The sequence below is a fragment of the Lagierella sp. ICN-221743 genome, from assembly GCF_037890055.1.
GTDB lineage: Bacteria > Bacillota > Clostridia > Tissierellales > Peptoniphilaceae > Mediannikoviicoccus.
Window position 1 is genome coordinate 122,854 of record NZ_JBBKBD010000003.1, and the last position, 23,633, is coordinate 146,486.

The following is a 23,633-nucleotide window of genomic DNA, read 5'->3' on the forward strand; positions in this document are numbered from 1 at the left end:
TTTTTTAAGTAAGCCTCGTATGTGGGAATATATTTATAGAATAAATTCGCTTTCCGTCACATATTATATCATGATTACACAAAGCAAAAACAGCTCCTGATGTGGAGCTGTCTCTTCCCTATATATTTAAATTACATAGAAGCTTTACTGATTATTTTAATTTAAATCATTAACAAATTAGCTGATCATCTTTAAATAAAAATCTTCTAATGTTTCTTCTTTTCTAAAAATTTCATAGACTTTTATGCCATTATTTACTAATAGACTAACAATCTCTGAACTGTCTTCTATATTTTCTTTAACTCGAATCCTGCCATTTTGAATATCAATTTTGGAGATTTCTTGTTCCTTTAATATTTCTACAGTTCTATTAATATCTGAAGTGTAGATTTCTATATAATTAAAATCTCTGCTATGCAAATCATCCAAACTTAATTTATCTATCACTTGACCGTCATTAATAATCGCTATTTTATTTACCAAATTTTCTAATTCTGGAAGTACATGACTAGAAATAATAATAGTCACTCCATTTTCTTCATTTAGCCTTTTCAACAAGCTTCTTATTTCTACTATCCCTGTAGGATCTATTCCATTAATAGGCTCATCTAAAATTAAAAGTTCCGGTTTTCCTAAAAGACATACAGATAAAGCTAATCTCTGCTTCATACCAACTGAATAGTTTTTAACTACCTTACCATCATCGTAGTTTAATCCAACTAATTCTAAAGATTTCTTTATAGTATTCTCATTAGTAATGCCTTTTTGAATGGCAAAATATCTCAAATTATCTCTAGCTGTCAAATTACCAAACAAGGTTGGATTTTCCAAAATTGCTCCAATTTTCTTTCTTCCTTCTGAAAGATTCTTTCCTCCAAACAATTCATAATCACCTTGAGTTTTCTCGGTAATTCCACAGAGAATTTTCATCAGTGTTGATTTTCCAGCACCATTTTTACCAATTATACCATAGATATCTCCTCTATTCACTGTTAGCGAACAGTTATTTAATGCGTATTTATCACTATATTTTTTTGAAAGATTATCTGTTTTAACTATAGCATCCATAATCCACCTCAATTGATTTCTTTTCTACTAAATCTTACATATCCACTCATTAGATAAATTACAAAGACAAAAACAAAACTAATACCAGCTGTCTTCATAAAGTTATTTCCAATTTGCTCTGTAGCCAATCCTAAATCTAATAGCTTGAATGGTTGTATAAGAAGAAGGTTATTAAATACATCGTAGATTTTTCCTTCAGTCATATACATTCCTATTTGAAAAACTGATGGAATTATAACAAAGGAAGTTGCAATGCCTAGAGCCACATTGTTCAATAAATAAGTTAATCCCATGACACCATTGTTTACATTTATCATCAATATTATCATTCTAATCAAGAAAAAGACAAATCCGATATATGATCCTCCAGTGTAATCAGATCCCACTAGATTTTTTAATAAACTGAATAATAAAATCAATCCTCCCATTATTACTATAGAAAAAAGAGTAAAAATTTGTAAAGTAATAAGGTCGCATACAAATACGTGCTTTCTACTAAGCCCCATTGATAGTAGCTCTACTTTTATATCTTTTTTCTTAAAAATAGTCACGCTGAAAAAAATTGAAATTATAATACTAACAATCTTTAAAAATGTTTCCATAGATTCGAAATATTCTTCCGAATTAGAGTCTATGGATGAATAAATCATACTTCCTAGTAATATCAATGTAATAGCAAAGATAAATTTAAGATAATTTCTTGTATGAAAAATTCTAAAAATCTCAGCTTTAATATATTTCATGATCTTTTCACCTCTCATTGATAAATTCAAATCTATTTAGTTTACCTTCTAATTTTATTTTATCGGACGTATTTTGATTAAATATCTCATCATAATTTTTTAAACCAAGTTCGCCTTCAACAATAGAGAAATTCAATATATTATCTCCTTTAAACTCATTTTTTTCTCCAAATATTCGAGATTTATTTAAATTTAGTTTACTATCACTAATATTTGTAGAACTCATACTTAAATCTGATAATTCTAAATCAAGATTTAATTTGTTAATCGTTGAATCAGTAAGATCAACATCAATTGCATTACCCTTAATCCCTACATTCTTAAGCGATGCATTCTTAATACTTATTGAACCAACTCTATCATTTATAGAAATCTTATCTATGTTTTCGATAGGTCCTTCAATTACCAATTTCAATTTAGATGATTCTTCGTCTAGTATTCCTATTGGTTTTTGTTTTAATAGCTTATTAGAGATACTAATTACATCATTTTTTTCTTCAACCTCTATAGGACTCACATAGTCTGATTTTAAATTTTCAATCTCTACATTGTAATTTTCACGTGTATTGGATATTAACTCTATATTTGTAATATTTGTATCAATTTGTAATTCTTTGATTTTTTCAAATTTTTTTGTTCCTGTATAACTAGATGCCACTACAGGATCTAACCCATTTTTGTCAATATAATATTCATCTTCAGATAATTTTAGATTTAGTTTTCCTCCCATACTGCATCCGACAAGCGTTAAAACTATACCCAATGCCAAGGTAATCCATAATTTCTTTTTCATATTAAAACCCCCTTCTAACTATTGATGTTTTTTCCTTGATTCTTTTTATTATTAATTTCCCAATTAGGTTGATTATTTCAATCAATATCCCTGTTGCTGAAATAACTAAAAGTATTACTCCCAGTAGCAAACATAAACTTGATATCGAAAATCCACCTAAAAAGAAATTTTTAACTGTTCCAATAACAAATAAGATTACTGTGAAATAAGTAGCAGCTATTAAAAAAATAGCTGTAAATAATAAAGCCAAGAGTACTATTAATCCTACCAAAATTGTTGGTATCGATAAAATGCTTAAGGCAATTATTGGTATACCTTTAAAAATTTTCTTAATTGAACTATTTTCAGTATCCCAATCATCTATTTTCGTAGATAAATTTAATTCCCTAGCAATTTTATTTACATCATATTGATTTGGTATTTCATCTTCATCCGCTAAATTCATTTCATCAAATAACTCTGAATAAAATAGAATTGCCTCTTCTCTTTCATTATTATCAAATTTCTTTAATTTTTTATCCAAAGTTTGTAAAAAAGATTTCCTAATCATATCTACCCTCCTTACTTTTCGTAATAAAATCATCTACTGTATTTTTATACTCTGACCAGCTTTCTAATTGCTTCTCCAATTCCTTTTTCCCATCATCTGTTAAAGTGTAATATCGCCTATTTCTTCCATCTATGGATTTATTATATGTTGCAAGATAATTGGATTTTTGCAACCTTCTTAATACTGGATAAACGGTAGATTCTGAAATATTAAATTCATCTGACAACTCTTGAGTCAACTTGTACCCATAGGTATCTTCCTTATCGATTGCTATTAAAACACATAGCTCTAAAACTCGAGTATCTATTTCAAACAATCCCAATCACCTCACTTTTAAACTTATTATGATATATGTCATATAGTATCCTTGTCTATATTATATGTCGTATAGTATTATTCGTCAATAGCTTAATTGTGTTTTTCTTAGTATTCTTATATTAACTATTGATGCCTCTATATGAGCAGCAAGTCATGATACTATATGTTTTATAACATTAAAATCTCTTGATGTGGATATGTCTAGATATCCTTATCATGAACAAATAAAATGCTATTTTCAACATTTTCCTAAGTCGACTTATATTTAATATCTAAAACAAAATTTATTCATACAAAACCCCTAAACTGAACTTTCAATCTACTCCTATAGGAGGTCATATGTCATGTATTGAATAAATCAAAAACAGCTCTTAATATGAGCTGTTTACTAATCAATCTGAACCTCAAGTCCTGATTTAAATATTACTTTTAGTTTTTCTTCATAAACAACTATCTTCTCTATAAGTTTCCTTACCAATTATTCATCATAGCTGTCTATTTCTAATTCTTGGTTTTCTAAAAACTCTTCTAGTTCCTTTAGTCTGCTTTGTTCATTCTTCTCTTCTGCCATTTCAAGAAGTATATTTTTTTCTCACTCCTTAACTCTTCCACCCCTGTCTGCAAGTTCACTGTAGTCTTTCTTGGCATTAGCTACTTTTAAAAGCTCTTCTTGAACATTCATCATTTCTTTGTCTATTTCTTCTATCTGCCTACTCCCATCACCTGTGATGGCTTTTTTAATATTCTCTTTTATTATTTCTTTTAATTCGCTGCTTTTAGAAATAAGCTAATTGATTGTTTCTACAAATATTTATTACAATTGTTTTTCGTTCATTTATTAGTCTCACGTTAGTATTACTTAAAATTAAGTTGTGCTTATGCTTGAAATTGGATGTTTAAATAAAATATCCATAAATCTTGAAGAATTTATTTTCAAAAGTTTTTCATCTTACAACATAATATAATATTCTTGATGATAATATATTTAAAACTGCATACATCCGCTAATATTTACAAAATCTTTACATTATTTAATATTTATATATTGTTTTCATCTTCCTCAAAGTCAATTATAAATTCAGATATTACTGGTTGCATTTTATATAATAAACTTATTGCACATGACATTTCATTATATAAGACATCATAACTATTTTTATTTGAAAAAATTTTATTTTTTAATTCACTTTCAATTTTTTTATTCATATAATTTATTCTGTCATCATCAGTGGTTAATATATTTTCCTCTAGCTTATTTGTTTCTAAAATTATATTTTGGCAAATTTTAGTATCTCGTATTATATCATCCATTAGTTCTTCAAAATCTGGAAGTTCAATTGATATCCTTACTTTGTTGAACTCAATAGTATTTTCTAATAATTTAAACCTATGTTTGTTTTTATTTATTTTTTTAATAAGATAATTATATTTATTGATAGTATTTAATCTATAATCCGCGGCAAATTCCCGAAACAAATCGTACCTCTTAATCATAGTTGGAATTTTTGAAATGTCCTCTAGTAAATAAAAGAGTTTATTTGACAACATTAGACTTTCTATTTCATTCAAATAATCAATTATTTCAAAAGATATTTCTATCAAGTTGTCTATTTGTCTTATTACTAATGTATTATTATAATTTCTCACTTGCTGTAAAATTTCAGCATTTTTTAATTCAAGTTCTAATTTTCTATTTTCTTGCAATTCTTTTTTTAGTATATTTTTAGCAACAACTGCTGAAACAATTATAGCTAGCACTGATATGCACGTAGAAATTATAAATTCAATATTATTGACTACATATTTAATAAAAATCACCTCAATAAAATTATATTCACTAACTACCTATGGACTCATTTGTTAATATTATATTTTTAATATCTCCTAATTTTTTATCGCATTTTTTCAGCTATTCCCTTTTAGTCCCTTGTCAACAACGCCACACACTCACAATGGCTTGAGTGGTCAGTATGGATAAATTTTAATTTTTTAGGAAAGCCTCGTATGTGGGAATATGTCTATCTTTGATTATACATCATAAAAAATTATTTCTTACAATCCTTGACTTTAAGTATAATTCTGCTATAATTTAGTTAAGGAACAAGCCCTTGCCATACGTGGCGGGGCGTTTTTTTATGAGGTGCATATATGAGTAAACCATTTAAAACTTATGATGAACAAATTGAAATACTCTCAAATAGAGGTTTAGACATTAATAATCCAGAATATGCTAAGATTATTTTATCACAAGTTAATTACTATAACCTTATCAATGGCTACAAAACTCCATTTTTAGATAATACATCTTCTAATGAGGTAGATGATGTATATAAAGCTGGTAGTAGTTTTGAAGAAATTTATGCTCTTCATGAAATGGATCGTGAATTAAAAGAAGTGGTTTTTTCTTCTCTGCTCCGTTTTGAGAAACTTCTAAAAACATCCTGTGCTTATCATTTTTCAGACTTATACAGAGATGGACTATATCCTTACTTACAAATTGAAAATTATTCTGCATCAAAGCATCAGCTAAATTATGTTTTGAAAAATATAGGGACATTATCCAATGCCATAAGTAGAGAAAATAAAAATTCAAATGGCAAGAAACCTATTAAGCATTATATAAAAAAGCATGACCATATTCCTCTTTGGGTTCTTGTAAATTTCCTTACTTTAGGAAATATATCTTACTTTTATAATTCCCTAGATGAATCTCTTCAAAATGAAATTGCTAGAGATTTTGGTGAAAGATATAAAGATAGTTACCAGTCTAAAGAAAAAATTAGTAAAACTGAACTTATAGATATAATTAAAATCTGTAATTTTTTCAGAAATGTTTGTGCCCATGATGAAGTCATGTATTCATTCTCATTGAATAAAGCTGGTCAAACCGCTATATTTGAAAAGTTTTTTGATGAGAATTATACTGGAAAAAATTTACACGATTTAATATTGGTCCTTAAACTAGTTATTCCTGAAAAAGAATACCAATCTTTAATCTCATCAATTAGCTCCATCAAAAATAAATATGAAGATAAATTTACTAGTATATCAATTGATGCCATATTTGCAATTTCAGGATTTCCTAATAAGTAGTTATTAACTTAACTACTTATTTTTTTATTTGCTAAAGATTATTCTTAATTGCTTATGATAATATTATACCAATTATATTAAGTCTATTAAGTAAAATCAAAAGACCCGACTAGGTCCGCTTCATACTAAGAAGCGTGTCGGGTACTGTTAGTTATATTGTATATTTACTTTTTATCCTTGTCAATTTTCTATCTCAACTTCAAGTCCTGATTTGAATATCACTTTAAGACTTTCATCATAAACTATAATCTTCTCTATAAGTTTTCTTACCAAATCTTCATCATAGCTTTCTATTTCTAATTCTTGATTGTCTAAAAACTCTTCTAATTCCTTTAGCCTGCTTTGTTCGTTCTTCTTTTCTGCAATACTTAGGAGTATCTTTTCTTTTTCATTTCTTAATTCTTCTACCTTATTTGCAAGTCCAGTGTAGTCTTTCTTGGCATTAGCTACTTTTAAAAGTTCTTCTTGAACTTTTAGCATTTCTTTGTCTATTTCTTCTATCCTACCACTTTCATCACCTGTGATGGCTTTTTCAATATTCTCTTTTATTATTTCTTTTAATTCACTACTTTCCGATATAAGCTGATTGATAGCTTCAACTACTGCATCTTGTAGATCAGTTTCTCTTATGGTTCTTGCTTCACATGCTTCTGGTCCATGGGTTACTCTTGTGCAGCATCTCCAAACAGTATATTTCTTTCCTCTATTATTCCATGCTATTCTCCTGTAAATATCTCCGCATTTAGAGCAATAGACAATACTTGAAAGTGCGTATTTACTTGAATAAATTCTTCTCTTTCCTTTTCCGCTCACCATATTTGCTCGTCTGTACATTTCTTCCCCGACTCGCATGAAGATTTCTTTTGGTATGATGGCTTCATGGCTATTTTCTACATAATATTGAGGTGCTATTCCATCATTTTTTACTCTTTTCTTATTTAGAAAATCTACTGTATAGGTTTTTTGTAAGAGGGCATCTCCCATATATTTCTCATTGGTTAAAATTTGATTGAGGTTCGATACATGCCACTTCTTATTTCCTGCTCCATTTACTATCTTGTCTTTCTCTAATCCTTCCTTTATATCTCGTAGGCTTGCCCCTTCCAAATATTCTCTATAGATCCTTTTTATAATTTTTGCTTCTTCAGGAACGATGACAAGTTTTCCCTCTTCGTCTTTTGTATAGCCTAAAAACCTATTATGATTTACCTGGACTTGACCCTGTTGAAATCTGTATTGAAAACCTAGCTTCACATTTTGTGATAAAGACTGACTTTCTTGTTGAGCAAGAGATGCCATAATGGTAAGAAGAACTTCTCCCTTGGCGTCCATAGTGTTGATGTTTTCTTTTTCAAAGTAGACTGGGATGTTGTTTTCTTTAAGTTTTCGAATATATTTTAAGCAGTCCAGGGTATTTCTGGCAAACCTCGATATGGACTTTGTAATAATATAGTCGATATTTCCTTCCATGGCTTCTTCAATCATTTTATTAAAGCCAGCTCTTTTCTTGGTATATGTTCCACTGATTCCTTCATCAGAAAAAACTCCCGCAAATTCCCAATCTGGATTTTTCTTTATATAATTTGTGTAGTGGTCTACTTGAGTGTCATAAGAAGTTGCTTGTTCATCGCTATCTGTTGATACCCTCGCATAAGCTGCCACTCTCAGTTTCTTCTTTTCTGATTCCTTGATGGAATTTCCTTTTTTCTTCTTCGCTGGTATTACTATGACCTTGCTATTCATCATCTATCACCTTGATTAACCTATACTTATAACTCGCTCGTTCAAAGGGATCTAGTGGTAGAACTTCTTCACTTTTGTATCTAAACTTGCATGGAACTCTAATGATCTCTTCTTCCTTTTCCCAAACTCGTCCCATGGCCACTGCCCTTTCTTTTAACATTTGACCTGCTTTTTCAAAGCTTTCTCTATCTATTATCTTGGGATAGATTTCATTTCCTAAATACTTTTTATTGGTAAGGATTCTTTTTACACTGGAGCTGTTTTTCTTCACGCCTGCAAGGTCTGCTGACTTTATAAGGGCATTGCCAGCAAGGTAGTTTTTAAAGATTTTTCTTATATTCTCCGCTTCTTTTTCTTGAATTTCTAATCTTCCGTCTCTTATGGTATAGCCATAACATAACCTAGACATTATTTTTCACTTCCTCTCTAAGTACAAGTCCACACTTTAAATGAAAATCAAGGGTCTCTCTATTAACAACTTGAATGTGGTCAATGATTTCTTCAAACAAGTCATCTTCAAAGTGATCTATCATTTCACTTTTTCCTAAGATTCCTATTAATTTTTCAAGTTCTCTTATTTCTTCATCATTTCCAAGGATGGCTTTTTTAATTCTTTCCTTTTCCCTGAGTAGATAACTTTCTTCACTAGAAATTTCACTGCTTTCTTTTGCGTAAACACTTGCATCTAAAACTCCCGAAGTTATTAGTTTGCTTAGAACCTCTTTTCTTTCCTTTAGTTTTTCTAGTCTTTCTTCAATTCCATTTATCTTCTCGACTTCTTCCTTGCTGTCCACTCTCTTTAAGGATTCTAAGAGTGGTGTAAGGATACTATCTTTTCCAAAGACTAGCTTGTTTACTAAAGTCGCAAATGCCAGTTTTATGTCCTTGTCTTTAATAAACTTCATATAACATTTATTAATATCTTTAAGGTGTTCACTGCAAGTCCAAGCTATATATTTTTCTTTGCCATTATAGTGATGCCTTCTCTTAAAGCTTGAACCACACTCGCCACACTTGATTTTTCCTGATAAGCTATATCTATTTTGATATCTTTTTGTGTTTTCTCCATTTCCTTTTGCTATAGCCCTTATCCTTATTAGGTCTTGAACTTTCTCAAAGTCCTCTCTACTTACAATGGCTTCATGGTTGTCTATTATCTTATACTGGTCTTCTTCTCCCTTATTCTTGTGTCTATTATAATTTTCATCTGTATAAGTCTTTTGGTAGATAACATCCCCTGTGTATTTTTCATTTTTTAAGATTCCATTTATAGTCGACCCGTGCCAGCTTGCTCCTTTTTGTCCTTTAATCTTTCTTTTATTTAGGTTTTCTGCAATTTTATGTGTTCCCTTACCCGAAAGATACTCTTCAAATATTTCTTTTATAATTTTTCCTTCTTCTTCATTCACTACCATCTTTCCGTCTATATTCTCATAGCCATAGGGTGGACTTGATATGATAAAGGTTCCATTTTGAAATCTTTTCTTTATAGACCATTTGTTATTTTCTGATATAGACCTGGACTCACTTTCTGCAAGGGATGAAAGTATGGATAACATCAACTCGCTTTCCATTGTCCTGGTATCAATGTTTTCTTTTTCAAAATAGATACCAATGTTTAAATCGAGAAGTCTCCTTACGATTTCCAAACAATCTGTTGTGTTTCTTGCAAGCCTTGAGATGGATTTGGTTAGGATAAAGTCTATTTTTCCGTCTTCACAGTCTTTTAGCATTTCTAGAAGTCCATCCCTACATTCTTTCTTTGTTCCAGTGATGCCTTCATCAAAGTATAGACCTGCAAAAGTATATGAATTGTTCTCTGCTATCATCTTTTCGTAGTGTGCTTTTTGCGTTTTAAGACTCACAAGCTGAGCTTCCTCATCTGTCGATACTCTTGCATAGGCAGCAACTCTTAATATAGATTCTTCTTTTTGATTTGCTTCTATTTTTGTTATCTTTTTCATCGTCTCACCTCTCTTTCTCTTAGTGCTATATTCCCGTACAAATGAGTATATATCAAGTCTTATAGCATTAATTCTGAAAGAATGGGTCTGAATCTTTTAATGTTTTCTCTCCTAACTTTTCTATATTCTTCAAGGCTAATTTCATCTAAAAGAAAGAGGTCTTGGATGAATTTATCCGATAGATAAAAGTTAATCTCTGCTTTTAAATCTCTTTCTGTATATTCAGTTTTTAAAATTTCTTTTCTGCCTTCCAACTTTTCTACTCTCATACTCCACCTCCTATATCATAGGCAAAGAAATTAAGGCTATTTTTAACCTATATTTCCTTATCTCTATATTCCTTAGGACAAAGGAAGTGTTTTTGAGTAAAGAGTTTTCAAAAGCAATCGATGAATATATATACTACTATAACAGTGAAAGGATTCAGAAGAAAACAAAATGGATGCCACCTACTTTGTATAGGTTAGCATCCATAAATGTAAACTAAATATTAATGTGTCCAGTTTTTTTGGTACACATCATTTACGGAATGCTCCATTTTTTTAATCTTTACCTTGTTAGGGAGAACCCTAAGACCCCGAAATATATTTTATAAAGGAGAATAAAATGGCAAATAGATTTAATAATGAAAGAATAGAAATAAAACTAACCAAAGAAGAAAAGGAAGTTTTTAAAAAGAAAATTAAACTTGCAAATCGCAAAACTATATCCCACTTTCTTAGAATATGTATTAGAAAAAGAAATTTATGTTGTAGATTTAGAACCATTTAGAAACCTACAATGGTGCTTTCAAATGTAACAAATAAAATAAACCAGATTGCAAAAGCTACTAATACAACTGGTGTTATTTGCAAGAATAAAATTGAATCAACTCCAAATTTGGCAATATATTATATTACCAAGAGTGAAAAAAATGATGAAAAAATCTTGGTATCTTCATTTAAATGTCATCCATCTACTGCCCATATTCAATTTATGAAAGCACGAAAGATCATATTCTATAGCATGTTTTGAAACAAAATAAATATCCCCCAGCCTTTTCTCATGCGGCCCAAAGGGCCTGTATTACTATCCACGTCTCATCGTTTAGTTTTGATATAGCATTTCTGACCGCCTCAATCATCATCTGTGTTTCAACAATCTTTTCTACATCAACGCTTTCATCAGTGATGTTATCTACAAAATTCCCATCATGATCCAAAGAGGAAAAGAAAAGCAGGTGGTTTTTTCTGTCCACCTGCTCTAAATATTTTTCATGTTCTCTTTCTTGCCAGTAGACTTTGTATATCTGCTCGCTTACTTTGATTTTTTGCCCACCGACATAAAGGTAATATTCTTTTGTCATTTATGTTTCCTCCATTCTATTTTTGTCTTTATGTTTTCAGACAAAAAAAGGAGGACTCCTGCTCTTGGGCATGGTTAGTCCTCTAAAATGAAAGAAACTCTTTCTGATATTAACTAGATTTAATTTTACAAATGAATTATCTATACTGTATATATAATAACTTAAAGAAAAAAGGTGTATTATTTTTTGTTTTAATTATGTTCATATTAGTCTCCGTTCATTAAGTCACTATATCTTAAAATTTAATATTGTTTATAGTTCCATTCTATATTAATTATTTAATTTCCATGATTCTGCCTTAGCCTTTGCATTTATAAGGTCAGAATAAAGTCCATTATTTTCAATCAATTTTTCATGATTTCCACGTTCTACTATTTCTCCATCTTTTAAGACTAAAATTTGGTCCGCATTTCTGATTGTCTTTAGTCTATGGGCAATCATAATCACTGTTTTATTTTTTGTTAATAATTCTATAGCTTGTTTAAGCTTATCTTCATTTTCTGGGTCTATATTTGCTGTCGCCTCATCAAATATAATTATGTCTGCATCTTTTAGCATAGCTCTTGCTATGGAAATTCTTTGTTTTTCTCCACCTGATAGACTTGCTCCCCCTTCTCCAACAATAGTGTTATATCCTTCTGGTAGAGCTTCTATAAATTCATGACATCTTGCTTTTTTTGCAGCTTGAACTACTTCTTCATGGCTTGCATTTTGTTTCCCAAATTTTATATTGTTTTCAATTGTATCTTCAAATAAATAGACGTCTTGGAAAACTGTGCTTATTAATTCCATAAGTGATTCTAGCTTATATTTTCTTATATCTATTCCACCTACCTTTATACTTCCTTTATCAATGTCCCAAAACCTGGAAATTAAATTGCACATAGTTGTTTTCCCTGAACCTGAAAGTCCTACAATTGCAGTCATTGTATTTTCTTTAATTTTACAAGATATGTTTTTTAATATTTTTTTATCCTCGTAGGAAAAAGAAACATCATTAAATTCTATATCATATTTTTCCGGAACTATGTTTTTGCCATCTATATCTATTTTAGGCATACTCATAGTCTTTTCAACTTCTTCAATAGAACTTGTTGCTAGTCTTAAAGTTGCTAATACACTACCCGTTGATTTTATATGATTAAAGGCTAGAAAGGACATTATTATACCCATTATCCCGTCTGAAATATTCATACTTCCCTTAAAAAATAATTGCAATGATGTTGCTATCATAATGACACTAAAGAAAGCTATAATAATATCTTGAATTATGATATATGGAGTAAGACTTCCTTCCATTTCTAAGTTTACTTTTTCATTCTTAGTAATAGACGATATTATTTCCTTATCTCTTATACCTTCAAGATTAAAAGCTTTTATTACAAAAAGCCCCTGTATATATTCTAAAGTTCTTTGCACAAGTTCTGATTGAGATTTTTGCCTAGCAGCAGAACTGGCTCTTGACTTCTTTTCCATATAGGATACGGCGCACAAGTATAATAATGTTCCTATAAAAACAATACATCCTAGTTTAAATTCAAAAATAAAAATCATTAAAGTAAAAACTATTGAATTTATTAAACCACTTAATACACCTACTAGAATAAATGGTGCAGTGTTTTCTATATCATCCAATACTGAAGTAGTTATTCCTGTTATATAAGCAGTATTATTTCTATTAAAATATCCCATAGGTACAGTTTTTAAAAGTTTCCCTATTTCTACTCTTTTATTAGCTACCATAAAATATCCTGTGTGTACCTGTTTAAGTTGGGCAAGAGAATTAAAATAGCTTCTTCCAATAATACTTAAAGTTAGTAATATTAAAACTATTAATGAAGCTTTCATATTTTTATTATCTGAAAAGATTGAGTTTAATACAATGTAAATTGCCACAATCTGTAACATATTAAATATAGCGTAAATAAACTCAAAGACCACAGAGACATTTAAATTAGATTTCTCAAGAGCCGCAAAGTTCCAAATTTTTTTAAGTCCACTAATCATTTTGCACTCCTTATTTTTTTTGATTTGCTTTCCACATATCTTTATAAGTATTGCTTTTGTTTAGTAATTCTTCATGATTACCAGCACAAGATATTTTCCCATCTTCAACTAGAAAAATCTTATCTACATCAGTTACAGTAGATAGTCTATGAGCAATAATTATAACAGTTTTTCCCTCTATTAATTTAGAAATTGATTCTTGTAATTTAACTTCATTTTCCGGATCTATATAAGCTGTTGCTTCGTCTAATATAAGAATTGGTGCATTTTTAAGCATAGCTCGAGCTATAGTAATTCTTTGCCTTTCTCCACCAGATAAATTACTTCCCCCAGAACCTACTATCGTTTGGTATCCTTTTTCTAATGACATAATAAATTCATGACAACCCGAAGCTTTTGCCATTTCTATTACTTCATCATCACTAGAATTTACCTTTCCCATTCTTATATTTTCCATCACAGTATCATTAAAAAGGAAAGTGTCTTGAGATACAAATGCTACCAAATCATATAGTTGTCTAAGTGGAATATCTAATATATTTTTATCTCCAATAGTAATTACTCCATCACTAATATCCCAATACCCAGCAATAAGCTTTGCTATAGTGGACTTCCCAGAACCTGAAGGTCCAACTAAAGCATTAACTGTATTTTCTTCTACAAATAAATCTACGCCCTTTAAAATTTCTTTGTTTTCATCGTATGCAAAATGTAAATCCTTAATCTTAATATCATAGTTCTCAAAATAAGTTATATTATCGCTATGAATCTGTTCATCAGCTGCTAAAATAGAATCTATTCTATTAACTGTTGTTCCTACTTGTGCTAAACTGTCAATAAAATTAATTGCGGCTAATAAAGGACCTGCTACTCCTAATGAAAGTATTATGACCATTATAAAACTACTAATTTCTAGGCTACCACCTATATACATCAAAAAACCTATAGGCAGTATCGTTATCAAAGTAGTAGGTGATATTGCTTTAGATAACGACATAGAAAATTGGGTCTTCTTCATCCATTTATAAAAATATTCAGCATTTGCATAAATACTATTCTCATATTTAGAATAGGAATTCTCACCCTGATTAAAAGTTTTTATAACCTCAATTCCATTGATATATTCCACAATTGACTTATTCATATTAGTATTGACCTCAACAGATTTAGCATAATCACTTGCGTAATCTTTCATAATTAAACCCATAAACATCATACCAACTGGAATTGAAACTAAAGAAAGAATTGCCAATCTCCAATCAATGATTAATAAATAAATAATGATAAATAGCGGTCCTAATATGTTTGCCGTCATTTCTGGAAGCAAATGAGCTAATGGTCTTTCCATTTTTTCTACTTGGTCAACAATAGTTGTTTTAAATTCTCCGCTACTTGTGTCTATTATCTTTCCTAAAGGCATTCTAGGAAGTTTTTGAGCTATACTTATTCTTAAGTTCTTTAAAATTGAAAAGGTTGCTTTATGAGAAATTTTTAGTGCAAATGAATATAAAATTGATTTTAAGCTATATCCAAGAAATATAAAAAGACATAGTAACATATAATATTTAGTATCATGATTCCCTTGAATTAGATTATTTATAATGCTGCTAGCAAAAATATATGGCATAATTCCACATAAAACCCCTATACTAGAAAGAATAATAGCAAGTTTAATCGACTTTTTCTCTGTTTCTGCATATTCCCAAATGCGTTTTAAATAGTCCACAACACTCCTCCATTCTAAAATATTTTATTTTGAAAACTCATAAATATTACCTCCACAGTTTTTTATAAACTCATAATCGTGTGTAATAATTATAATGAGTTTTCCTTCTTTCTCCATATCGTGTAAGAAATTAATTAATGTATTCATCTGTGGTTTACATAATCCACTTGTAGGCTCATCTAAGATAATAATAGGTTTATTACTAAGCCTTGCTATAGCAATCAACAATCTTTGCTTCTCTCCCCCCGATAAACTTTGAGGATGTTTTTCAAGCTTTGATAATAATCTCATCTTTTCCAACATTTTTTCATTTAGGCTTTTATCTTCACTTACTGTTGATACTTCCGATAATACACTTTCTGTAAAAAGCTGAGAGCTAGGATCTTGCATTACCATAAAAATTTCTTTATTTTGTTTTGTAACTTTTTTTTGATTAACAAATACATCTCCGTAACCTTTTGTGATACCAGTCAATAATTTAATGAAAGTACTTTTCCCTATTCCATTTTTTCCAATAATAAAATTTACTCCCTTATTAAAGGAAATACTAAAGTCAAAAATTTTATTATTTTCATATTTTTTCTTAAAATTATGACATGATAAATCTCCATTGCTGAAATTATTTTTATCATCCAATAAATTTACTTTATAATATTTATTAATCTCTAAATCACTTTTCTCTATTTTATTAAATGTTCTAAGCTCATATCTTTCTGCAATAACTTTCAAATTATAATCATTTAAATCTTCTTTTTCGTATAAATTTAAAGACCCATTATCAATAATACATAGCTTATCCATTATATCCTTTAAATAGAACAATCTATGTTCCACAACAATTATTATCTTGTTTAATTCTTTTAATGTCGCTAAGGCTTCTTTTAACCTATCTATAGATTCATTATCTAATGATGAAGATGGTTCATCTAATAAGATAATATCATTTTCAGAAATTGCACAAGCTGCAAGTGCTATCATTTGCTTTTCTCCACCAGATAAATCAAATATATTTTTGTCTAATAAGTATTCTATATTCAAGAGTTTTGAGTATTTCTTTATTCTATTGATTATCTCTGACTTGTCAGTATTTCTATTTTCTAGCTGAAAGGCTAACTCCTCAGTGGAATTCATACAGTAAAATTGAGATTTTGGATTTTGAAATACATTTGAAATAATACATGATCTTTCAAATATATTTTTACTAAGTAAATCTAGGTTGTTATATTTTATTTCTCCACTAATATTAGCATCAAGGTATTCAGGTATTACTCCATTAATTGTTTTTAATAGTGTGCTTTTTCCACATCCAGAATGTCCTGTAATAACTGTAATTTCACCAGCTTTACATTCAAAATTTAGATTTTTTAAGATATTTTCACCATCAAAAGATAAATCAAGCTTTCTTATTTTAAGCATATTTTCTACCTCTTATATAAAAAAATAAAACCAAAATAGAAACAAAAAAAATTAAATAGTCAGCAAATGTTAACTTTGCTTCTCTAATATTTGATCTGTTTTGATTGACAGCAAGACCCTTAGTTAATGAAGCTACTGTCAATTCATCAGCAGAATTTGATAGAGTCATCAATAGTGGGATTATCCTATATTCAATTAATAAAATAGGATTCTTAAGAAATTTCTTAAAACTTATACCCCTCAAATAAATAGCTTGTTTTATTTGTCTATACTCAATTCTTGTTGCATAAAAATATCTAACCATAACCGCAACAGGAATGGCTATCTGATCAGGACACTTCACCTTTTTTAATGAACAAATTGCTTCTCCTACACTAGTTGTTAAAATTATATAATTTCCCATAACCATAGGTGCAAAAACTCTTTTTATTATAATTATAACTATGTGTATAAGTGATAATATTATAGAATCATTTAATTCCCTAATATTAATTTCTATAATATTCAATATTATAAAAAATATGATTGCTTTAATCCCAGATTTTATATGTCCAGATAAAAATAATAAAAAAGTAGGGAGCATACATATTAATACATAATATATAGGATTTAGACTTTGAATATTTCCAATTGTCATAATAAAAGAAATAACCAACATTAAAAATAATTTTGCTCTAAAATCTATCCTTATCATATCTAATAACCCGCTCCCTAATTCTTACTTACCAATTTTTGAAAAATGTTTTTTCAAAAACACAATTCCTAAGCTACAACCTACAAAAGCACCAATAAATCCTAAAATAGCCATGACTATTAAAATCCAATCAGGCATAACTTTCATCATCGTGTCAATAAATTCTTGCTTATAACCTTGATTTAAAAGCTCTTGTACATACTCATTTCTTGAGATGATAATTGGAACATAGTTTCCTAAAGTACAAAGACTTGAAAAAGAAAATGCTAATCTAGATTTTCCTTTACTGTCATAAGAGCCTGATTTTAATATTATTTCTCCAATAAATCCTGCAATTGCTCCTGTTAAAAGTGCCCATGGACCATGACCCATAATGACATAAGCTAAAGATATTAGTATTGTTTGAATAAAAAGCATTCCTGGCTTCTTAATTTTTGTTGAAAAAAGCATGTTACTAGGTCCAACTAAGATCCCCTGTACTAAGGGAACAATTGGCATCAAAACAGGAACCATACCTGTAAATGAGCCTATTAGCATAAAAATAAACCCAAGTACTGCAAACAAACCAACATTAATTAAATCTCTAACTTCTAATTTCTTATTCATTTCTAAAACCTCCTTAGTTATCTATTTTTTTCTAAATCTAAAATATAATTTAAAATTGTATCTTTTAGATATTTCCTATTCTCATCATATGAATCTCTTGCATTAAGAACTTGCGAGCTTAATATCATTCCATTTATATAATTTACTAAAAAACCATCTTCAAAAATCTTTGAATCAATTCCTAATTTATTAGATATTGAATCTAATTGATTTACTGTTTCTGTTTTCAAATCTTGAAACATCTTCTCTAAATCTTCATTATATTTTTTTGATTGTAATAAAAGAGAATAAACCTTAGTAATATCTGTATCTGGTAGACACTTATCCACTAAAATTTCACTCATCTGTTCATATTTATCTTGACCTATGTGAGCTTCTAAATAATTATCAATTAAATTATTTCTATACTGATTTCCATCAAGCATTAAATCTTTAAGCATTTCAGCTGTGCTTTTATAATGATGATAGACACCACCTGTGCTCATGCCAACTTCTTTAATCACATCTTCCATTGTTGTATTCTGAAATCCTTTATTCAAAAAACATCTCATTGCTGCATCTCGAATTTCTTTTTTTCTAATTTGACCAACTTTTGTTTCATTATCTTTCAATAAAATACCTCCAATCATTCGATTATTTTCCGAGGATTCCCTCGGTTTTTATTATAGCTTAATTGAAAAAAATTTTCAATATCAATCAAATTATAAATTTTGCTCTACTCTACCACATAAAAAAGCCTGATAAACTTCTAAATTAGAAATCTATCAGGCTTTAATTATTGTATTAAATTAATTTATTTACTATTTTCTGAACAGCATAATAATCATATCCAGCTTGAGTTAATCTCCTTTTTCTTTCTTCTCCATTTCCCCATTTTCCACTTATAACTTCTCTGGCTAATTGGTCGATTGTCTTCCCAACTGGATATACTATCTTGCCATTAGCATCGAATACTTTTAACCTAAATCTATCAGCACATCTTTTGGCATTATCTAGATTCTTAAATGCACCTTTCTGGCTACTTACATCAGACCAGGATTTTCTAACTCTATATAGTCCACTTGTTGTTTTACTAACAGTATTATTCCCTCTGAGTCTTTTATTTACTTCATTTGCTATATATGAAAACTTGCTGCCAAGATATGGACCAGGACAGTTAGTGCTTTTATACCATTCGTGTTTTTGAAGAACACCATCCTTACCTCCAGTGTAGGTGCAAGGATAGATTCCATTTCTTCTGCAGATGTCTGTCACCAAATCAATTAGTCTATTTAAAACATAATCAGAAACTAACCACTGAGGTCCTCTCGTAGAGTTTCCTACTTCTATTGTTACTGCTCTATTGTCACACCAGGAAGATGAGGTCGTCCACGCTCTGTTAGATTCATCAACCCCTAAAACAATAACTCCGTCTGAACCTAAGTTGTAGTTAGCTGATGCTCGTCTTGACCTTGGCACAAATACTCCAGCAAGATTTCTACCATTTATAACTCCAGCTGTGTGGTGAATAGCTATTTTCGTTATCTTTTGATTTCTTCTACCGCTATGGTTAGGTGAGAGAATTGTTGCTTGTACTAATGGGCTATTACTCATTTATTTTTCCTCCTTGAATTGTTCCAATACTCTTTTTAATTTTTCTGGTACTGGCAAACCTAAAGCTACAGAATTTTCTAAAATAGAAAGACCTTCATTTGCTATATAAAAAAAGATGATGGCTGTTCTTATCATAGTTCCATCACCTTTAATTAAATTTACATCACATAGGTTTGCTATTCCTACAACTATAAAAATCATAATCTTTTTAGCTATCCCTTTAAATCCTATGGATGAGGATAGCTTTCTTTCAACCCCTGCTCTTAAAACTCCTGTTAGATGGTCAGCAATCACAAAAGCAAGTAGTGTGTATATAAAAGCATCTACACTTCCAAGATAAAATCCCAACCATCCTCCGATAGCTGTAAAACATACTTTTAGTATTTCAAAGAATTTGTTCATTTTATTCCTCCTCAGTTAATGTATAAGTTATTTTCATTGTCTTATCTGCCGTTTTTAATATTGGACTTGATAGGTTATTAATTGTTCCAAGATATTGCGTGTGAAGGAATAGAAGTTTATAAAGAGTATAATTTCCATAACCAGAATCTGTATCAAAACCAATCATAAATGGACCAATATTAATTAAAGGTGAAGTTAAAAACTTCATATCAACAGTAGCTGTATAAATAACATTGTCATTTTTATCAATTAAAAATTGTCTGGTTCCTATATAATCCCCATATTTGTAAAAATACTGATTTGTATATTCTCCTCTTAATATATCAACTTCGCTTTCCAAATTAATCAATGTAATGTCCACTGGATTATTAATATTTATTTTATAAACACCATTTTTTTTGTAATTTAAACAATACAAATATTTGCCTCTAACAACGCTAGCTATCGTTCGATAGTGGCTTTCATTTTCTGAACTAGGATACCGTCCTATATACATTAGTTGTACATTTTCCAAAGTCCATTTATCCTCCGTAAATGACAAATCATCTTTCTTTATTTTTATCGTATATATTTCAGCATTTCCCCTGCTGTTCGTTTCCCCTTCCGTTGAAAATCCATACCAATATCCATCTTCTCCATCATGGAAGGAACAGTTAATGCTATATCTACTAGGAAAAAATTTTTCAGGTTTAATATAATTTACTTCAACATCTTGTGTAGGCATACCTAAAATCGTATCATTAAGTCCTATATTGAAAAATGACTCCTTGATTTTAGCTATTTGAATTTGTCTATCGGGCATAGGCCAAATAGAATAAAAACTTTGGTCTTTTAAGTTTACTTCAACAAGACCTGCATAATAAGATAGAACAGCTTTGTCCGTTTTTGTACTAACCTTGTTTAACATAAGAATTCCTGATTCTCTGTCATAAGAGTTCCCATAAAAGCTTTTGCCTCCTCTATAATGAGTTAAAGCTAAGGACGAAATCCTTCCATTTCCTTGTGAGGTTGAAAAGTCCCATATAAATTTATATCCTCTATCTATTGGTTTGGATTCCGTCAAGTTAGCAGATCCTCTTTTGGAATTGTCAGTATCATTAACATCATTTGATGCATAACCAATAATTGGATTGTCTGAAGGTGCAATTATTTTATTTGAATCCTCCTCCAAAGGATTTTCAAATAATAATATTCCACCATAACATTTATTAGCTATGGGAAATATTTCATCTTTAAACTGAACTGTTCCATTATCTAATGGATACATAAGACCTGATGGATTCAGTCTTAATAAATCTGAGACTGCATTGGTTATTAAGTTTTCATCTTCATATATCTCCTTCCTATTTGTCCTCACATCAGTTAGTTCAATGACTGATTTACCCTTAAGCATTTCCTTCCTCCTTATCTTTAAATTCTGTAGTGATTTCTTCCGTATATTTTCCAAGCATCAATCCTTGATATTTGAATCTTCCTACCTTTTCATTAAATACTAGTGGCCTTGGGACTTGTCTTTCTACTTTGTATTCAGCCTTTAATTTCCTAAGCACAAATGAATGACTAAGTTCTATTCTCTTCCAGGATTCATCAATCTTAATCTTTCCATCCCAAGCCTCCGTATAACCAAGAGACTGACCAGAAATAGCTGCTAGAGCGTTATCTTTTCCAATCATAGCCTTACCTGATTCAAGCCTAATTAATACCGAGAAATTGTTCATAGTCTTTTCCTGTAGTTTAGTTAGTGGATAGAAAAGATTTAGAATGTGGTCGCCACTTAGGTAGGTTTCCTTTGGAATGTGATGCTCTATTTTCGTATCATTGAAAACATAAGTAATAACTATCCTTGTTGGTATTTCTATGTTTTCAATAAAGTCTAATTCCTCTACTTCTTCTTTTTCTTCAAACTTTGGAGGATCATAGGATTTTCCATCGTTATTTAAAACCTCTACTTGCTTCTTGACACTCCTTGAAATCTTTCTTGTCTTTTCTTCGGTATCACAGATGATATTTAACAAAATAGATGCATTAAAAATTGCCTCCGTTTCTTTATTGGAGGCAAATTCTATACGAATTATTGGTGTATCTGTTGTAGAAAGACTAAAGGCAGAGTAATTAGAATAGGCATGAACTACTAATTTTTCAGATTCAATTTGATTTAAAAGTCCTACTATATTCTTATCATTCTTACTCTTAGCTTTAGATAAATAGGGATTTTTTCCTACACCAAGAATTCTATGCTTGCTATTTATTTTATATTCAATGTCAGTAATAAGTCCTTCAATCTTTTCTTCTTCGTAAGAAATAGCTATTCTGTCTCCTACATCAAGACTTGGGTCTCCTATTGTTACCATATCAAAAGGTGTGTGATGAATTTTGCAAATTTCAGTAAGAAGAGCCTCACACATTCTTTTTCTTTTTTCTGGAAGTCCTAATTGCATTAAAGGATTTATTCCAAGATTCATAGTTAACCCATCATCATTTTCTAAAGAGTAGTATTCAGCTATTTTAGTCTTTGCATTTGTTGAGTTGATGGCTGTATATCTTGTTTTAAAATCTGATATTGATGAAGAAAATCTTTCTCTTGTTTTAATTTCAGTTGATATGCTTTCTGCATACTTTCTTAAAACCAATTTACCATCACGAGAGACCCCAGCAAAAGCACCAAGAGTTGATGCTATATAGTGAATAAAGTCCCTGTAAGTTTCTATATCATGGTCTTGATAAATTGCCAGAACTTCCTCTCCATTTACAAAAGATTTTACCTCATCTTCTGTCATTCCCAGTTCTACCTTGCACTTTTCACATGATAATGTAAGTAATTCAAAAGCTGTACCAAAGGTATCTGTTACTGGAAAATTCTTATCAAACCTAAGCATATAATCATAGCCTTTTAGTTCTAAAATTTTCTTAGACCTATTTGCTTCAGTGACATCAAAAATTCCCATTTGTATGGTTTCTATCTTTTTATTCTCTAATTCTTGATGATAAAAAAGTTCTAGTTTGGAATTCTCTAGAGAATACCTATCTATATTTGAAAAAAGACTGATTCCAAACTCTCCAGCATAAACTGTACCTATTTCAAGTTCAGAAGATCCAGAGCATGAACGATGAATGTATCCAGACCCTTTAAGAATATCTTTATTGGTAAAGGGAATAGTAGTTTCGTCTTTTAAGATGATATTTCCCGTCCAGTAAAATTTACGAGAATTCTTTTTGATTGCTATTTTATATTCATTGCTTATTGGATACATTAGTACTCCTCCAATGAAAAAGATACTTCCCACAATCCTTTATAAGAAGTATCTTTTATTAATTTGACTTGAAACTTGTCTATATACATTTGTGTCTCTTTTAATTCTAATGTTTCTGTATCTAAGTATTTAACTTTAAGATTAGACTTGTTAGAAAAACCACTCAATGTTTTTACAAGCTTAGGACTACAAGAAAAACCTACAGAAATACTTGCTACTTTATTTCTAACAATATCTCTCTGAATAGTTCCTGCCTCTGTCTCTCCCCCAGTATCTGCCTCTATGTCTCTAAACTCCAAATCATAAGAATTTGGTAGAGGT

The 23,633-nt window shown here is 29.9% G+C and carries 23 protein-coding genes and 3 pseudogenes; 4 read left to right on the forward strand and 22 right to left on the reverse strand.

The window, feature by feature from the left end:
- Positions 1–177: 177 nt before the first annotated feature.
- From WKS98_RS02645 to WKS98_RS02670, 6 genes are all read right to left on the reverse strand, one after another.
- Positions 178–1,068: an ABC transporter ATP-binding protein gene (locus tag WKS98_RS02645; protein ID WP_498916660.1), complete on the reverse strand. Its 891-nt coding sequence runs from the start codon at positions 1,066–1,068 to the stop codon at positions 178–180.
- An 8-nt stretch (positions 1,069–1,076) separates the two neighbouring features.
- Positions 1,077–1,811: a hypothetical protein gene (locus WKS98_RS02650; RefSeq protein ID WP_498916661.1), complete on the reverse strand. Its 735-nt coding sequence runs from the start codon at positions 1,809–1,811 to the stop codon at positions 1,077–1,079.
- 7 nt (positions 1,812–1,818) lie between these two features.
- Positions 1,819–2,604, reverse strand: a complete 786-nt coding sequence (locus tag WKS98_RS02655; RefSeq protein WP_498916663.1) for a DUF4097 family beta strand repeat-containing protein — start codon at positions 2,602–2,604, stop codon at positions 1,819–1,821.
- A 1-nt stretch (position 2,605) separates the two neighbouring features.
- Positions 2,606–3,154, reverse strand: a complete 549-nt coding sequence (locus WKS98_RS02660; RefSeq protein WP_498916665.1) for a DUF1700 domain-containing protein — start codon at positions 3,152–3,154, stop codon at positions 2,606–2,608.
- On the reverse strand, positions 3,147–3,470 hold the full coding sequence (locus tag WKS98_RS02665; protein ID WP_498916667.1) for a PadR family transcriptional regulator: 324 nt from the start codon (positions 3,468–3,470) through the stop codon (positions 3,147–3,149). The genes WKS98_RS02660 and WKS98_RS02665 overlap by 8 nt, the downstream gene beginning before the upstream one ends.
- 1,040 nt (positions 3,471–4,510) lie before the next feature.
- Complete coding sequence (locus WKS98_RS02670) at positions 4,511–5,230, reverse strand: hypothetical protein (protein WP_498916669.1); 720 nt, start codon at positions 5,228–5,230, stop codon at positions 4,511–4,513.
- Between the two features lie 390 nt (positions 5,231–5,620).
- On the opposite strand from WKS98_RS02670, the gene WKS98_RS02675 reads away from it, so the two are divergent.
- Positions 5,621–6,565, forward strand: coding sequence for an Abi family protein (locus WKS98_RS02675; RefSeq protein ID WP_498916671.1), 945 nt, complete (start codon positions 5,621–5,623; stop codon positions 6,563–6,565).
- Between the two features lie 180 nt (positions 6,566–6,745).
- Here the strand turns inward: WKS98_RS02675 and WKS98_RS02680 are convergent, their stop codons facing one another.
- Genes WKS98_RS02680 through WKS98_RS02695 form a run of 4 tightly spaced genes read right to left on the reverse strand, consistent with a single transcriptional unit; the run spans position 6,746 to position 10,541 of the window.
- Positions 6,746–8,308 (reverse strand): recombinase family protein, encoded by a 1,563-nt coding sequence (locus WKS98_RS02680; RefSeq protein WP_498916701.1) that lies wholly within the window; start codon positions 8,306–8,308, stop codon positions 6,746–6,748.
- Positions 8,301–8,717: a recombinase family protein gene (locus WKS98_RS02685; RefSeq protein ID WP_019131795.1), complete on the reverse strand. Its 417-nt coding sequence runs from the start codon at positions 8,715–8,717 to the stop codon at positions 8,301–8,303. The genes WKS98_RS02680 and WKS98_RS02685 overlap by 8 nt, the downstream gene beginning before the upstream one ends.
- Positions 8,710–10,272, reverse strand: coding sequence for a recombinase family protein (locus tag WKS98_RS02690; RefSeq protein ID WP_498916673.1), 1,563 nt, complete (start codon positions 10,270–10,272; stop codon positions 8,710–8,712). Before WKS98_RS02690 ends, WKS98_RS02685 begins: the two co-directional genes overlap by 8 nt.
- 59 nt (positions 10,273–10,331) lie before the next feature.
- Positions 10,332–10,541 (reverse strand): SHOCT domain-containing protein, encoded by a 210-nt coding sequence (locus tag WKS98_RS02695; RefSeq protein WP_412368026.1) that lies wholly within the window; start codon positions 10,539–10,541, stop codon positions 10,332–10,334.
- A gap of 86 nt (positions 10,542–10,627) precedes the next feature.
- Between WKS98_RS02695 and WKS98_RS02700 the strand changes: the two genes are divergently transcribed.
- The 3 genes and pseudogenes from WKS98_RS02700 to WKS98_RS02710 form a co-directional block, all read left to right on the forward strand.
- Positions 10,628–10,759 (forward strand): IS3 family transposase, encoded by a 132-nt coding sequence (locus WKS98_RS02700; RefSeq protein ID WP_412368029.1) that lies wholly within the window; start codon positions 10,628–10,630, stop codon positions 10,757–10,759.
- Positions 10,760–10,878: 119 nt separating this feature from the next.
- Positions 10,879–11,142: pseudogene (locus WKS98_RS02705) on the forward strand (plasmid mobilization protein); the annotation flags it as partial.
- Positions 11,119–11,262, forward strand: a pseudogene (locus WKS98_RS02710) (relaxase/mobilization nuclease domain-containing protein); the annotation flags it as partial. The pseudogenes WKS98_RS02705 and WKS98_RS02710, both read left to right, overlap by 24 nt.
- A 61-nt stretch (positions 11,263–11,323) precedes the next feature.
- On the opposite strand, the pseudogene WKS98_RS02715 reads toward WKS98_RS02710, so the two are convergent.
- From WKS98_RS02715 to WKS98_RS02770, 12 genes and pseudogenes are all read right to left on the reverse strand, one after another.
- Positions 11,324–11,617, reverse strand: a pseudogene (locus tag WKS98_RS02715) (sigma-70 family RNA polymerase sigma factor); the annotation flags it as partial.
- A gap of 270 nt (positions 11,618–11,887) precedes the next feature.
- On the reverse strand, positions 11,888–13,624 hold the full coding sequence (locus tag WKS98_RS02720; protein ID WP_498916675.1) for an ABC transporter ATP-binding protein: 1,737 nt from the start codon (positions 13,622–13,624) through the stop codon (positions 11,888–11,890).
- 10 nt (positions 13,625–13,634) lie between these two features.
- Complete coding sequence (locus tag WKS98_RS02725; RefSeq protein ID WP_498916676.1) at positions 13,635–15,350, reverse strand: ABC transporter ATP-binding protein; 1,716 nt, start codon at positions 15,348–15,350, stop codon at positions 13,635–13,637.
- 24 nt (positions 15,351–15,374) lie between these two features.
- A complete protein-coding gene (locus tag WKS98_RS02730; protein WP_498916678.1) occupies positions 15,375–16,766 on the reverse strand; it encodes an ATP-binding cassette domain-containing protein in 1,392 nt (463 codons plus the stop codon).
- Positions 16,759–17,460, reverse strand: coding sequence for an energy-coupling factor transporter transmembrane component T (locus WKS98_RS02735; RefSeq protein ID WP_498916682.1), 702 nt, complete (start codon positions 17,458–17,460; stop codon positions 16,759–16,761). Before WKS98_RS02735 ends, WKS98_RS02730 begins: the two co-directional genes overlap by 8 nt.
- Positions 17,461–17,484: 24 nt before the next feature.
- Positions 17,485–18,066 (reverse strand): MptD family putative ECF transporter S component, encoded by a 582-nt coding sequence (locus tag WKS98_RS02740; protein ID WP_498916684.1) that lies wholly within the window; start codon positions 18,064–18,066, stop codon positions 17,485–17,487.
- A gap of 17 nt (positions 18,067–18,083) precedes the next feature.
- Positions 18,084–18,695: a TetR/AcrR family transcriptional regulator gene (locus tag WKS98_RS02745; protein ID WP_498916686.1), complete on the reverse strand. Its 612-nt coding sequence runs from the start codon at positions 18,693–18,695 to the stop codon at positions 18,084–18,086.
- A 154-nt stretch (positions 18,696–18,849) separates the two neighbouring features.
- Positions 18,850–19,659: an N-acetylmuramoyl-L-alanine amidase gene (locus tag WKS98_RS02750; RefSeq protein WP_498916688.1), complete on the reverse strand. Its 810-nt coding sequence runs from the start codon at positions 19,657–19,659 to the stop codon at positions 18,850–18,852.
- Positions 19,660–20,061: a phage holin family protein gene (locus WKS98_RS02755; RefSeq protein ID WP_498916690.1), complete on the reverse strand. Its 402-nt coding sequence runs from the start codon at positions 20,059–20,061 to the stop codon at positions 19,660–19,662.
- 1 nt (position 20,062) lies between these two features.
- Entirely contained in the window at positions 20,063–21,454 is a 1,392-nt protein-coding gene (locus WKS98_RS02760) for a hypothetical protein (protein ID WP_498916692.1), read from the reverse strand.
- Positions 21,447–23,312 (reverse strand): hypothetical protein, encoded by a 1,866-nt coding sequence (locus WKS98_RS02765; protein WP_498916693.1) that lies wholly within the window; start codon positions 23,310–23,312, stop codon positions 21,447–21,449. Before WKS98_RS02765 ends, WKS98_RS02760 begins: the two co-directional genes overlap by 8 nt.
- Positions 23,312–23,633: hypothetical protein (locus tag WKS98_RS02770; protein WP_498916695.1), on the reverse strand; the 322-nt coding region annotated here is incomplete at its 5' end. The genes WKS98_RS02770 and WKS98_RS02765, both read right to left, overlap by 1 nt.